At 72.2% G+C, this 13,383-nt stretch carries 10 protein-coding genes; 5 read left to right on the top strand and 5 right to left on the bottom strand.

Going from position 1 to position 13,383, the window contains the following annotated elements:
• Positions 1–381: 381 nt before the first annotated feature.
• Positions 382–1,485 carry a citrate synthase 2 gene (locus tag ACF088_RS04980; RefSeq protein WP_392373944.1) on the bottom strand — a complete coding sequence of 368 codons (1,104 nt, stop codon included), beginning with the start codon at positions 1,483–1,485 and terminating at the stop codon, positions 382–384.
• 424 nt (positions 1,486–1,909) lie between these two features.
• On the opposite strand from ACF088_RS04980, the gene pdxH reads away from it, so the two are divergent.
• Both pdxH and ACF088_RS04970 read left to right on the top strand, forming a co-directional pair.
• On the top strand, positions 1,910–2,599 hold the full coding sequence (gene pdxH / locus ACF088_RS04975) for a pyridoxamine 5'-phosphate oxidase (RefSeq protein ID WP_392373943.1): 690 nt from the start codon (positions 1,910–1,912) through the stop codon (positions 2,597–2,599).
• A 516-nt stretch (positions 2,600–3,115) separates the two neighbouring features.
• Positions 3,116–4,606: a PAS domain-containing protein gene (locus tag ACF088_RS04970; RefSeq protein ID WP_392374006.1), complete on the top strand. Its 1,491-nt coding sequence runs from the start codon at positions 3,116–3,118 to the stop codon at positions 4,604–4,606.
• A gap of 77 nt (positions 4,607–4,683) precedes the next feature.
• Here ACF088_RS04970 and ACF088_RS04965 read toward each other — a convergent pair whose 3' ends face one another.
• On the bottom strand, positions 4,684–5,451 hold the full coding sequence (locus ACF088_RS04965; protein WP_392373942.1) for an SIS domain-containing protein: 768 nt from the start codon (positions 5,449–5,451) through the stop codon (positions 4,684–4,686).
• A gap of 214 nt (positions 5,452–5,665) precedes the next feature.
• Here ACF088_RS04965 and ACF088_RS04960 point away from each other — a divergent pair, with 214 nt between their 5' ends.
• Positions 5,666–6,358 (top strand): metal-dependent transcriptional regulator, encoded by a 693-nt coding sequence (locus tag ACF088_RS04960; protein WP_392373941.1) that lies wholly within the window; start codon positions 5,666–5,668, stop codon positions 6,356–6,358.
• A 496-nt stretch (positions 6,359–6,854) separates the two neighbouring features.
• Entirely contained in the window at positions 6,855–7,730 is an 876-nt protein-coding gene (locus tag ACF088_RS04955) for an alpha/beta fold hydrolase (protein ID WP_392373940.1), read from the top strand.
• A gap of 211 nt (positions 7,731–7,941) precedes the next feature.
• Here ACF088_RS04955 and ACF088_RS04950 read toward each other — a convergent pair whose 3' ends face one another.
• The 3 genes from ACF088_RS04950 to ACF088_RS04940 form a co-directional block, all read right to left on the bottom strand.
• Positions 7,942–9,585, bottom strand: a complete 1,644-nt coding sequence (locus ACF088_RS04950; protein WP_392373939.1) for a transporter — start codon at positions 9,583–9,585, stop codon at positions 7,942–7,944.
• Positions 9,582–10,337 (bottom strand): ABC transporter ATP-binding protein, encoded by a 756-nt coding sequence (locus ACF088_RS04945; protein ID WP_392374005.1) that lies wholly within the window; start codon positions 10,335–10,337, stop codon positions 9,582–9,584. Before ACF088_RS04945 ends, ACF088_RS04950 begins: the two co-directional genes overlap by 4 nt.
• 305 nt (positions 10,338–10,642) lie before the next feature.
• Entirely contained in the window at positions 10,643–11,326 is a 684-nt protein-coding gene (locus ACF088_RS04940) for a bifunctional DNA primase/polymerase (RefSeq protein WP_392373938.1), read from the bottom strand.
• Between the two features lie 449 nt (positions 11,327–11,775).
• On the opposite strand from ACF088_RS04940, the gene ACF088_RS04935 reads away from it, so the two are divergent.
• A complete protein-coding gene (locus ACF088_RS04935; protein WP_392373937.1) occupies positions 11,776–13,170 on the top strand; it encodes a transcriptional regulator in 1,395 nt (464 codons plus the stop codon).
• Positions 13,171–13,383 lie beyond the last annotated feature (213 nt).

Raw genomic sequence — 13,383 nt, 5'->3', positions numbered from 1 at the left:
ACTCACCCACGGGAGGGGACGGGCCGGAGGGGCAGGGGTGTGGGACGTAAAGCGAAGCAGTCCCACACCCCTGCCCCGGAGGCCCGTCACCGCACCCACAGCCCCGCGCAGCGGACCCGGCTCGCCGCCAGGCGCAATGGCGGGAAAGCCAAAAACGTGCCGAGGCAAAGCGCAGCGGAACGGCCCCGCGCAGCGGACCCGGCCCGCCGCAGGCGCAACGGCGAGCAGCCCCCACGGCGGGACAGCCGAAAATGCGTGCCGAGGCAAAGCGCAACGGCGAGCAGCCCCCACGGCGGGACAGCCGAAAATGCGTGCCGAGGCAAAGCGCAACGGCGAGCAGCCTCCACGGCGGGAAAGCCGAAAACGGCCCGAGGCAAAGCGCTACCGTGGCGCGATGTCCCCGAACCCCGCGATCTCCTGCGGGCCGCGCGCGGCTGGCCCCACATACCGGGCCGACGGCCGGACCAGTCGGCCCGTCCGCTTCTGCTCCAGGATGTGCGCGCTCCAGCCGGCCGTACGGGCGCAGGTGAACATCGAGGTGAACATGTGCGCCGGGACCTCGGCGAAGTCCAGGACGATGGCCGCCCAGAACTCGACGTTGGTGGCCAGCACCCGGTCCGGACGGCGGCTGCGCAGCTCCTCCAGCGCGGCCTTCTCCAGTGCCTCGGCGACCTCGAAGCGCGGGGCGTTCAGGTCCCGGGCGGTCCGCCGCAGCACCCGCGCCCGCGGGTCCTCGGCACGGTAGACGCGGTGGCCGAAGCCCATCAGCCGCTCGCCCGCATCCAGCGCCCGCCGGACGTACGCGGAGGCGTCGCCGGACCGTTCGATCTCCTCGATCATGCCGAGGACGCGGGACGGCGCGCCGCCGTGCAGCGGGCCGGACATCGCGCCGACCGCGCCGGACAGCGCGGCCGCCACATCCGCGCCCGTGGAGGCGATGGACCGGGCGGTGAAGGTGGAGGGGTTCATGCCGTGCTCGGCGGCCGAGGTCCAGTAGGCGTCGACGGCCTTGACGTGCTGGGGGTCGGGCTCCCCGCGCCAGCGCTTCATAAAGCGCTCCACGACGGTCTCCGCCGTGTCGATCTCCTTCTGGGGCACCATCGGCAGGCCCGGCCCGCGCGCCGACTGGGCCACGTACGACAGGGCCATCACCGCGGCGCGGGCAAGGTTGTCACGGGCCGTCGGCTCGTCGATGTCCAGCAGCGGCTTCAGGCCCCACACGGGCGCGAGCATGGCGAGCGCCGACTGCACATCGACCCGGATGTCACCGGAGTGCACGGGAATCGGGAACGGCTCGGCGGGCGGCAGACCCGGGTGGAACGCCCCGTCGACCAGCAGCCCCCAGACATTTTCGAAGGACACCTTCCCGACGAGCTCTTCGATGTCGACGCCGCGATAGCGGAGCGAGCCGCCTTCCTTATCCGGTTCGGCGATCTCCGTCTCGAACGCGATGATTCCCTCGAGTCCGGGTACGAAGTCGGACATCAGGCAGCTCCTCAAGATGGGGACGGCAAACGGTCCGTTACCGGCTGCCGTGCGGTCGAGTCTTAGGTGTGCGGTGCGGTGCGGTTACGCGGCTGCGCCGGGCAGCTCGCGGTCCGTACCGGTCACGCCGGTGATGCCCCGCCAGGGCGTGGGTCACGCGGCTGTCTTGCCCGCAGTGGGTCGGACCGCGGGCGGGCAGGTGCGGTGTGGTGCGTCCCTTCCGGCCGGACGGACCTTCAGGCCGGACGGACACGATAGCTCTCCCCGTCCGGAGGCCACAGTGGGGCGCCCCCTCATTCTGGCGGGTCTCTCACCTGCCAGGAGGGGTGAGACTCGGCACAACGGTCGATCCGCCCACGGGAGGGTTACGGCAGGTCGACGAGGGGCAGACTTCCGCACCGCTCGGCTGACCGTGCCGGATCCGATGTTGCAAGATGAGGCCGTGCACCCAGCCGACGCGCCTCATGCCGAGAACCCCGATCCCTCCTCCATGCGTGCGCACTACCGCGCCGAGGGACTCGTCGAGTCCGACCTCGCCGCCAGCCCCTACAACCAGTTCGCGCGCTGGTTCAAGGACGCGACGGTGGCCGGTCTGCACGAGCCGAATGCGATGGTCGTCTGCACGGCGGACGCCGACGGCCGGCCGAGTTCACGGACCGTGCTCCTCAAGGCATTCGACGACCGCGGCTTTGTGTTCTTCACCAACTACAACAGCCGGAAGGGGCGCGAACTGGCCGAAAATCCGGCCATTTCGCTGCTGTTCCCGTGGCACCCGCTCGCCCGCCAGGTCGTGGTGACCGGCACCGCGGAACGCATCGGCCGGGACGAGACCGCCGCCTACTTCCGCACCCGCCCGCACGGCTCCCAGCTCGGCGCCTGGGCCAGTGACCAGTCCGCACCGGTCGCCTCGCGCGCAGAACTGGAGCAGGCCTACGAGGAATTGGCGGCCCGCTACCCGGAGGGCGAGCAGGTACCGGCGCCCCCGCACTGGGGCGGCTACCGGATCGCCGCCGAGACGGTCGAATTCTGGCAGGGCCGGCTCAACCGGCTGCACGACCGGCTGCGGTATGTACGCGAGCACGGGTCCTGGCGGGTGGAGCGCCTGGCGCCCTGACGGCGGGGCCCGGCGTGGCGGACGTGGCGGACGTGGAGGACGTGGAGAACGCAGACGACCCGCGGGCTGTTTCCTCCGCGCTCGGTGGCGCAGAGGGCCGGTCGGACGAACCGGCAGCCCGCGGGTCGGGTGACTGCTTGGGATTGGCCGGCTGCGCATCTGCAGTATGCGCTGGTCCGGCGCTGCACTTCGGGTGAAGCGACGGGCCGCTAGCCCGCAGCCACCTCACGCGTCCGGTGCGAAATCATTGGCCGAACCACCTCCCTTCTCGTGTGCTCCACACAGTAGGAAGCCGGTCGGCCGCACACAAGGGAATTTCCCGTTGGCAACGATTTCCGCAAACCGCCTGTGGGGTGTGTCACGTTCCAGTTGAATGTTCCCAGGTGGAGCACGTGCGGCCGGGTTTCGTAAGGGGTGCCAGTGACTGCTTCGTCAGCTTCTTCTGCCTCGTCGGAGGCCCGCTGGTCCGCCGACGAGGCCGATGACTCGGGTCTGCTCGCCGCGCTCCTGGACGGGATGGACGCCGCCCTGGTCGCCTTCGCCGCGGACGGCACGGTCACCCACTGGAACCACGAAGCCGAACGCATCCTGGGCTGGACCACCACCGAAGCCGTCGGCCGTACGGGCCTGTCCGGCTGGGCGGTCCGCAAGGAGGACGCCGACGGGATCGACACCGCACTCGCGGCCGCCATGCGCTCCCCGGGCCGCCAGGTGCAGGAATTCGCCCTGCTGACCAAGGACGGCCACCGCGTGCTCGTCCGTACCCAGGCCTCCGCGGTCCGCGGGCCCGGCGGCCGGGTCGCGGGGGTGTACTGCGCCTTCAGCGAGGTGCACACCCAGATGGACCTGGAGCGGTCCATCGCGCTCAGCGAGGCGCTGTTCGAGGACGCGTCGTGGGGCGTGGTGCTGATCGACGCGGATCTGCGGCCCGCCGTCGTCAATGCACACGCCGCCCGCGCCCTGGGTGTGGGGCGCACCGCCCTGCTGGGGCGCCCCCTGGGCGAGCTGCTGGCACAGGGCGTCGAGGAGCTGGAGTGCGCCCTGCAGCACGTCCTCGCCGAGGGCGCGCCGCCGGCCGTCGCCGAGCTGTGGGTGACGCTGCGCTCCGAGGACGCCGAGCTGCCGCGCCGGTGCTGGCGCAGCGGCTTCGTCCGGCTGGCCTCCCCGCTGGCGGAGGAGCCGGTGCCGCTGGGTGTGGCCTGGCTCTTCCAGGACGTCACGGCCGCCAAACGCGCCGAGCAGGACAGCTCCCTGCTGCGTTTCCGCGCCCATCAGCTCCATCGGGCCGGCCGGGCGGCCGCGGAGTGCCCGGACCCGGCCGAGGCCGCCGCGGTCCACCTCGACTTCGCCCTGGCGGGCTTCGCCGACCACGGCCTGGTCGACCTCGCCGCGGCGAGGCCGCCCCAGCCGTACGGGGCGGTCGCCGAGGGCGGCCCGTACGAGGACGCCCCCGATGCCGCGCCGGACGAGGAGTCCGACACGGAGCCCGAAGCGGGGCCAGACGCGGAGTCCGAGGCGTCTGACGTGGACGGCGCCGAGCCGACGGCACATTCCCTGGCGGCCACCGCCCGTGCGGCCACCGCCCGTGCGAATACCGCCCGCGCGGATACCGGCCGGCCTCCGCGGCGGTCCACGCCGCGGCTGGTGCGGATGCTGGCTTCCCCGGCCGGTTCGCCCGGTCCCTCGGAGCGGTTGCCGGCGACCGGAATCCCCACGCCGTACGTGCCGGGACATCCGGCGCTCCAGGCGTACGAGCGGGGCGGTTCGGTGCGTACCAGCGCCGGTCCCGCCTCGTCCGAGGGCTGGGCGGCCGCTCGCAACTGGCCGGACGGCACGGTGCACGGGCTGTGTGTGGTGCTGCGCAGCCGGGGCCGCACGCTCGGTGTCGCGACCTTTCTGCGGGCGCCCGCGCGCCGCCCCTTCGACCGCGCGGACGCGGACTACGCGGAGGAGGTGGCGGCCCGGCTGGCCGCGGCCCTCGACCTCGCGGGCGCGGCGTCGCTCTGAGGCGGGCCGCCGTTCCGGACGGGCGGTTGCTCCGGGGCCGGCGGTTGCTCCGGGGCTGCTTTGCGGCGGGCCGCCGCTTACTGCCGGTAGAAGATCCGGTCCGCGTACGCGCTCATCACCCGGGCATTCCAGTCGTGCCCGCCGTCGACGTTCCCCGAGCGCAGCAGCGGCGGGTCGATGCCCCGCTCGGCGAGGGTGCCCGCGGCCGTCGCCACCATGGCCTGCATGATCGCGCTGGTGACGACGGTGGAGGCGGGGGCGAACGGCGCGTCGATGCCCGGCAGCGTCAACTCCGCGTCGCCGACCGGGATCCGGCTGTCCAGCACCAGGTCGCAGTGGTCCTTCAGGAAGCTGCCGGAGGCGTGCCGGGAGGTGGTCGTGTCCGCATACGCCACCGACGTCACACCGATGACCTTGATGCCGAGGGCGCGGGCGTTCCGCGCCATCTCGACCGGCAGCGAGTTCCGGCCGGAGAGCGAGATGATCACCAGCACATCGCCCGCCTCCAGCGGGCTGGTGTCCAGGACGGCCCCGGCCAGCCCGTCGACCCGCTCCAGGGCGCTGCCGAGCGTCGCGGGCCGTACGTCCACGCCGACGACCCCCGGGACGGACAGCAGGTTCATGATCGCCAGGCCGCCCGCGCGGTAGACGGTGTCCTGCGCGGGGAGCGAGGAGTGCCCGGCGCCGAAGGAGAAGACCCGGCCGCCCGCCGCAACGGTGTCCGCGATCAGCTGCCCGGCCGCGGCGATCCGGTCGCCCTCGTCATCGCGGACCTGTCGCAGCAGATCGATCGCGGCGTCGAAGTACTCCCCGGCCAGCCGGTTGCTCCGGTCGCTCTCAGCCATGGACGCGGGCCCCTCTCGTCGGGTCACGCCGTATTGCTCGGCGCCCGGCGCATCTCGTCGTATCTGATCAGTGGCGCGGATCACGTTGCGGTCTGGACCAGTGCCCTGTCAATACGGCCGTGGGGGTCCGGTCCGGAGACGAGGAGGCACTGTTGTCGGTGAGATGCGTCAGAATTGAGTTCAGGGCCACCGCACCACACATCGAGGGGCACGCATGTCCGGACTGATCGACACCACGGAGATGTATCTCCGCACCATCCTCGAACTCGAAGAGGAGGGTGTGGTGCCCATGCGCGCCCGCATCGCGGAGCGGCTCGAACAGAGCGGCCCGACGGTGAGCCAGACGGTCGCGCGCATGGAGCGGGACGGGCTGCTGACGGTCGCGGGCGACCGGCATCTGGAGCTGACGGAAGAGGGCCGCCGGCTGGCGACCCGGGTGATGCGCAAGCACCGTCTCGCCGAGTGCCTGCTCGTCGACGTCATCGGGCTCGAATGGGAGCAGGTGCACGCCGAGGCGTGCCGCTGGGAGCATGTGATGAGCGAGGCGGTCGAGCGCCGCGTCGTGGAGCTGCTGCGGCATCCGACGGAGTCGCCGTACGGCAACCCCATCCCGGGGCTGGAAGAGCTCGGCGAGAAGGCCGGGGGCGACCCGTTCCTGGACGCCGGGATGGTGAGCCTGATGGATCTGGACGCCGGGGCCGAAGGGAAGACGGCCGTGGTGCGGCGGATCGGAGAGCCGATCCAGGCCGATGCCCAGCTGATGTACACCCTCCGGCGGGCCGGTGTGCAGCCGGGCGCGGTGGTGAGCGTGACGGAGTCGTCGGCCGGGGTGCTGGTCGGCAGCAGCGGCGAGGCCGCCGAGCTGGACTCCGAGATCGCCGCCCATGTGTTTGTCGCCAAGCGCTGACAGCAGTTTCGGCCTCTTTCTTTTCGGCGCTTCCGGCCGAAGCCTCCCTGCGAGCCCGCTGAACTGCGCCGATGCGCCTCTCGGCGGGCTCGGCACGTTCTTTCCGGTTGAACGGACTTGTGCGAATCCGTGCGATACGGCCGGTCTCGTGTCACCCTGACGCATGGCCATGCATCGGCCTGTCCTGGCCGGGGAGGGGGTTCGGATGCATCCACGTATGACGGAGACAGTCAGGGCCCCGGCGCTGCGAGCAGCCGGGGCCCTGCCTCCCCATGTCCCCCACCCAAGACCCGGAGCCCCGAGCTCCCAGGGTCTTCCCCCACGGGCCCCCTTCCCGGTAGGGCCCGCCTCCCGGCAGATGTCTCCCCGTGGCGGGCGCGGCCAATCCTTGAGTGAGGTCACTCGAACGAGGGGTATTGCGCGCCGAAACGGTGCGTTCGAATAGGGGTTCGATAGTGTGGAGCTGCTCAAGGGACGATTGGGGGTGCCAAGGCACATGGTGCAGCGCATCGATGTCACAGGGGCCGGCGGTGTAGGCCTCGCCGCCTGGGAATTCACCGACCCGCCCAAGATCGGCGGCGGGCTGGAGGAGAGCGAGCAACGGCCGGGCGTACTCCTGCTCCACGGCCTGATGGGCCGCGCCTCGCACTGGGCGGCCACCGCGCGCCGTCTGAGCGCGCGTCACCGCCCCGTTGCGCTGGATCAGCGGGGCCACGGGCGCAGCGCGAAGCCCACCGAGGGGCCGTACGACCGCGAGGCGTACGTCGATGACGCCATCGCGGCCGTCGAGCAGCTCGGCCTCGCCCCGGTCGCCCTTGTCGGGCACGCCATGGGCGCCCTGACGGCGTGGCAGTTAGCGGCCCGAAGACCGGATCTGGTCAGTGCGCTGGTCATCTGCGATATGCGGGCCTCGGCGCTCGGGGCGGCCTCGCAGCGCGAGTGGACCGAATGGTTCCGATCCTGGCCGCTGCCGTTCGCCACCCTCGCGGATGTCCGCAAGTGGTTCGGCGAGGACGACCCGACCCTGGAGCGGCCCAGACCCGCCCGCGGCGAGTTCTTCGCCGAGGTGATGGCCGAGCGCGCCGACGGCTGGCGTCCGGTCTTCTCCCGCCGGCAGATGCTCACCGCCCGGGAGACCTGGGTGCATGACGCTCATTGGGAAGAGCTCGCCCAGGTCCCGTGCCCGACCCTGGTCGTCCGCGGCCTCGATGCCGAACTCGGCCGCGCCGAGGCCATGGAGATGGTCCGGGTGCTGCCGCGCGGCGCCTACGCCGAAATCCCCGACGCCGGTCATCTGCTCCCCTGGGAACAACCCGACGCCTGGTGCGCCGCCATCGAGCCCTTTCTCTGTACGGCCACGATGTCCGGCTGAGAGGCACACGGCTCGCTGCCCACGGCCCACGGCCCACGGCCCAAGGCCCACGGCCCAAGGCCCACGGCCCAAGGCCCACGGCCCAAGGCCCCACGCCGCAAGGCATTGCGGCGTCCGCGTGCTCGGAGGTCCGGGGGGCGTGCCAGGTCGGCCCGCCCCCCGTCCAGCCCACCTTCCGTCCAGCCCGCCGGCCCCCCAGCGGCGCGTGTCCTCAGGCCTTGCTGACCGCCACCAGAATCTCCGGCAGCCGCCCCGCCACCCGGGGCGCCGCCACCCGAAGCCCCAGCTCCGCGATGCCCACGCCGTAGACCGCACCGACCGGCAGCAGCACCCACAGCAGAGCGTGCAGACCGGCCACGTGCAGCCAGATGGTCAGGCCCAGCAGCGGCGCGCACAGCACGGCGCCCACCAGCACCCCGCCGAAGAGGCTGAACCAGGCGATCGCGCCCTGTCCCGGCGCGACGTTCTTGTTGCCCTCCGAGGGGATCGAGTACGGGAAGACCACCGACGCCAGTGCCCCGGTCGCCAGCAGCGCACCCAGCACGGCCAGCGAGAGCCCGTACACCTCCACGAAGTCCGACCACGGGCCGATGACGGCGGCGGTGCCGGCGACGACCAGCGTGACGTACGGGACGGCCACCAGCGCCAGTGCGCAGGCCCGCGCCCGCAGTTCCCGGTAGGCGTCCCGCGGGGTGGCGATCGTCGAGGCGACCATCCAGAACGCCGAGGTGTCCTGCCCGAACTGGTTGTACATCTGCGACCCGAGCAGCGCCGACGCCGAGAACGACGTATAGATGCTGCCGTTGCCCTGCGCGGCCGAGACGACCGGCACCAGCAGGCCGACGCCGAGCGCGGTCGCCCATGCCATCTTCGACTTGGGGTCGCGCCAGGCGTAGCGCAGCGTACGGAGCATGACCGCGCCGGTCCGCCCGTCGGGCAGCAGCCGCCCGAGCCCCCGCTCCCGCTTGCCGGCCCGGCGTGCGCTGTCCTTCTCCACCGCCTGGAGGGTCGAGGAGTCCGGGGCCGTCATCAGGGTGGTCAGGGTGCGCTGCCACCACCACAGCAGCAGCACCAGTGCCACCGCCGTCAGCGCCAGACCGGCCAGCGCCCGCCCGTACGCCCCGTGTCCGGCGTCCTCCACGGCGCTGACCGCCGAGGCCGGCGGCACCCAGCGCAGCACCTCGCCCACCGGCTCCAATACGGACAGGCCGTCCGGCCGGCCCAGCTTCTGGGCGGCGATATTGATGCCCTGGGCGCCGATGGCGATGAACAGGCCGCCCAGTACGGCGAGATCACGGCCACGGCGGCTGGTCAGCAGCCGCACCGAGGCGGTGGCGACCGCCCGTGCCAGCGACACGCACACCAGCACCACCAGCACGACGGCCACCACGCCCACGGCCGCGGCGGCCGGGCCGTCGGCGACCGCGATCACCGAGCCGGCCGCCAGCGCGAGCGTGACGACCGGGCCGATGCCGACGAGCGAGGCCACCAGCAGCGACACGATCAGGGGCCGCGGCCGCAGCGGCAGCATCACCAGCCGGGTCGGATCGAGCGTCTCGTCGCCCGTGGGGAAGAACAGCGGCATCACCGCCCAGCCCAGGGTGAGGATCCCGGTGAGCAGGACGACCAGTGCGCCGACATGCGCGGTGCCGCGCAGGGCGATCAGCCCCAGGACGGCACCGGCGGTGAACAGCAGACCGACGACGACGGACGCGATATAAGCCAGCGTGCGCCCGGTGGACTGGCGCAGTCCGTTGCGCAGCAGCGACAGCTTCAGCCGGACGAAGACGCCGGTCAGGGAGGGGGAGGGGTCAGCGGCCGGTCCGGCAGTCGCCCCGGCGGATTCGGTGCTCATCGGGCGCCGCCACCGCCCAGCCAGTCGAGGTTCGTTCCCGCACCGCGGCCCCGTGCGCCGACGAGTTCGAGGAACGCGTCCTGCAGCGAGGGCGCCGCGCCCCGTACCTCCGCGAGCGGGCCGTCCGCACGGATCCGCCCGGCGGCGATCACCGCGACCCAGTCGCACAGCGACTCGACCAGCTCCATCACATGGCTGGAGAAGATCACGGTCGCCCCGGAGGCGGTATAGCGCTCCAGCACACCGCGGATGGTCTGCGCCGACACCGGGTCCACGCCCTCGAAGGGCTCGTCGAGGAAGAGGATCTCGGGGTTGTGCAGCAGCGCCGCCGCCAACCCGATCTTCTTGCGCATACCGGTGGAGTAGTCCACCACCAGCTTGTTCTGCGCGCCCGACAGGTCGAGCACCTCCAGCAGCTGCCCGGCCCGCTTGTCGACCTCGTCGCCCGGCAGCCCGCGCAACCGGCCTATATAACCGAGGAGTTCACGCCCGGAGAGCCGCTCGAAGAGCCGCAGTCCCTCGGGCAGCACCCCGATCCGGGACTTGACGGACACCGGGTCCCGCCAGACGTCGTGCCCGCCGATCTCGACCAGTCCGGCGTCCGGTCGCAGCAGGCCCGTCACCATGGAGAGCGTGGTGGTCTTGCCCGCGCCGTTGGGGCCGACCAGACCGATGAAGCGCCCGGCCGGCAGCGTCAGATCGATGCCGTTGACGGCGATCTGCTCGCCGAACTTCTTCCACAGACCCTGGATGCGTACGGCGGGCGGGCCGGCCGCGGCGCCCTCGGGGGCCCCGGCCGACCCGTCCGGAGAAGCGGCCGTGGGGTGCTCCGGCGGTGCCGCCCCGGCCTGCTGGTCGACGTGCTGCTCGGTGTGCTGATCGACCTGCTGATCGGTGTGCTGATCGATGTCTTCCGGCTCGTTCGCCACCGGCCCTGCCCTTCGACGTCCCCGCAGAGGCCGTCCTGGCCCCCGTCAGGGACCCCACGATACGACCGGGTATCGGAGGGTGCCGGGCGATGGGCGCCCCCGAGGCCAGCGGACCCGGCCGGTCCGGATCAGCGCCCCCGGGCCGCGACCGCGTCCCGTGCGCAGGCGTACGCGAGCGCGCTGATCAGCTCCTCGGCGTCCGGCAGCCAGCGGTTGGTCGTGGTGGGGCGGCGCGCCCACTGCACCGAGCCGTGCGCACCCACCCGGGTCGGCGGTGCGGCGATGTACTCGCCCTCGCCGCGGCAGATCAGATCGAGCGCGGCCGGCGCCCAGCCCAGGTTCCGTACCAGCGCCGGGACCTTCACCGAGGCACCGGGAAGGACGAGAAAGAGCATCCGGCGGCCGGGGGTGCGGGTCACCGGTCCGAGCGGCAGCGCCATCCGTTCCATCCGGGCCAGCGCCAGACAGCCCGCGGTCTCGGGGACATCCAGCGCCTCGAACGTCCGGCCCGTCGGCAACAGGATCGAGGCCCGCGGCTGCTTGCCCCACATACGGCGGACGGCGGTGGCACTGCCGGTGGCCTGTCCGGCCCAGCCGGGGGCGGTGGGGTGTGCGCCGGGCGCCGCGCAGTCACCGGCGTCGCACGAGCAGCGCAGTGTGTCGCCGTCGTGTTCCAGCCATGCGCCGGGGAACACGTCCCAATGCCGTTCCTCCGCGTAACGCACCGCAGTGTCGAGCAGCTCCTCGCCGCGCGGCCCGCCGCGCTGCCCGGGGATCTGCGAGGTACTTGTGATTCCTATGGTCTCTTCCACGCTGAGGACAACTTCCGGTGTCACCAAGGGTTACGGCCGAATGGCCGACCCCCCGGCGCATCGTTCTCGCACCTGGGGCGCATGGGTGCACCGGTGGGGGCGCATATGCGGGCGGGGCCCGCGGAGCGGGTAGCCACCTGCCTGACGGGCGGAGAGACCGCCCGGCGGCAGGCCGAAGTGCACCCGGGGGAGCCCGGCACGGCGGCGCCGCGATCTGTGCACGGCACCGCGCACCCTTCCTCCTCGTGAACGAGCGCTGCGCACCCGGGATGCTCCGGACAGGGCCTAAAACGCTCACAACTGAGCATCCGCTGCAAAGTGCGTATCACTCCGATCTCTCCTATCGCGCATATCCCGGATCTCTCGGATATCCGGCATATTCGCGGGGAATCGATCACGGGGAACGGCGTTCGCCGGTGAACGCACAGCGGTACACAGGGGGTACATGCATGGCCGCCAGGCCACTCGTCGCACGGCAGCCCAATGAACGGCTGCAGACGCTGATCCAGGAAGCCGCCTGTTCCAACGCGGGGCTCGCCCGCCGCGTCAACATGTGCGGTGCGGAGCACGGTCTCGACCTCCGCTACGACAAGACCTCCGTGGCCAGATGGCTGCGCGGACAGCAGCCGCGGGGCCGTGCACCGGCCGTCATCGCGGAGGCGCTGGGGCGCAAGCTGGGGCGCACGGTCACCATCGACGAGATCGGGATGGCCGACGGTAAGAACCTCGCATCCGGGGTGGGCCTGCAGTTCTCGCCGACCGTCCTCGGGGCCATCGAGCAGGTCTGCGAGCTGTGGCGCAGCGACGTCGGGCGGCGCGACTTCCTCAGCGGCTCCACGGTCGCGGCCTCCGCCCTGGTCGAGCCCAGCCGCGACTGGCTGATCACCGGAGCGGACAGCCAGGTCGCCCGGAACGCCGGTGCCCGGGTCGGGATCTCGGACGTCGAGGCGGTACGCGCCATGACCACGGCGCTCAGTGAACTCGACCACCGGTTCGGCGCCGGGCACGTCAGGCCGGTCGTCGTGCACTACCTCAACAGCGTGGTCTCGGGGCTGCTGGCCGGTTCGTACCGCGAGTCCGTCGGACGGGAACTCTTCGCCGCCGTCGCGCGGTTGACCGAACTCGGCGGCTATATGGCCGTCGACACCGGCCAGCCCGGCCTCGCCCAGCGCTACTACATCCAGGCGCTGCGGCTGGCCCAGGCAGCCGGGGACCGCGGCTACGGCGGCTACGTCCTGGCCGCGAGCATGAGCCATCTCGCCGCCTCGCTCGGCAATCCCCGGGAGATCGCCCAGCTCGCACGCGCCGCCCAGGAGGGCGCCCGCGGCCATGTCACCCCGCGGGTGGAGGCGATGTTCTGCGCGGCGGAGGCGCGCGGGCACGCCCTGATGGGTGACGGCCGGGCCTTCCAGGCGGTGGCCGGCCGGGCGGTCGCCGCGATGGAGCGCGCCGACGCATCGGCCGAGGCGGGCGACGACCCGATCTGGATCTCCCACTTCGACCAGGCATATCTGGCCGATGAACTCGCCCACTGCCACCGGGACTTGGGGCAGCCGGGGCCCACCGGGCAGCGTGCGCAGGAGGCGCTGGACGGGCACCCCGAAGGCCGGGCGCGGCGGCGGGCCATCGGTCTGCTGCTGCTGGCCGGTGCCCAGGCGCAGCAGCGGGAGGTGGAGCAGGCCTGCCATACGGGCACCCGGGCGGTGGAGCTGCTGAGCGGGCTGCGTTCGGACCGCGGTGCGGAGTATCTGGAGGACTTTCAGCTGCGTCTGGAGCCCTTCCGGGACGAACCGGTGGTGCGGGAATTCAGTACCCGGCTGGAGCTGCGGGCCACGGCGGCGTGAGCGGTGCCGCGGAAAACGTGAACAACACCTCACGACGGGAGCGAAGGCGGCAAGGCGGAGGGGGCCGCTTTGTTGCCCGGTTTCGTTGCCCGGCTGTGTTCTGGGGCTTCGTTGTAGGGCTTTGTTGTACGGCGTCGGGTTTGTCGTACGCCGTCGGGTGGGCCGCGCACCGGGCCCGCCCGGTGCGTTCCGGGGGCGGACGGGGGTGGTGAC

Origin of the sequence: Streptomyces sp. NPDC015125, from assembly GCF_043080045.1 — a bacterium.
GTDB lineage: Bacteria > Actinomycetota > Actinomycetes > Streptomycetales > Streptomycetaceae > Streptomyces.
The sequence above is the reverse complement of the archived record's forward strand: the minus strand, read 5'-3'. Positions and strand labels throughout refer to the sequence as shown.

Bases quoted from the DNA above. Each gene is read 5' to 3' on its own strand.
- ACF088_RS04980 (WP_392373944.1), bottom strand. From the start codon at position 1,485: ATGTCCGACTTCGTACCCGGACTCGAGGGAATCATCGCGTTCGAGACG.
- pdxH (WP_392373943.1), top strand. From the start codon at position 1,910: ATGTTGCAAGATGAGGCCGTGCACCCAGCCGACGCGCCTCATGCCGAG.
- ACF088_RS04970 (WP_392374006.1), top strand. From the start codon at position 3,116: ATGGACGCCGCCCTGGTCGCCTTCGCCGCGGACGGCACGGTCACCCAC.
- ACF088_RS04965 (WP_392373942.1), bottom strand. From the start codon at position 5,451: ATGGCTGAGAGCGACCGGAGCAACCGGCTGGCCGGGGAGTACTTCGAC.
- ACF088_RS04960 (WP_392373941.1), top strand. From the start codon at position 5,666: ATGTCCGGACTGATCGACACCACGGAGATGTATCTCCGCACCATCCTC.
- ACF088_RS04955 (WP_392373940.1), top strand. From the start codon at position 6,855: ATGGTGCAGCGCATCGATGTCACAGGGGCCGGCGGTGTAGGCCTCGCC.
- ACF088_RS04950 (WP_392373939.1), bottom strand. From the start codon at position 9,585: ATGAGCACCGAATCCGCCGGGGCGACTGCCGGACCGGCCGCTGACCCC.
- ACF088_RS04935 (WP_392373937.1), top strand. From the start codon at position 11,776: ATGGCCGCCAGGCCACTCGTCGCACGGCAGCCCAATGAACGGCTGCAG.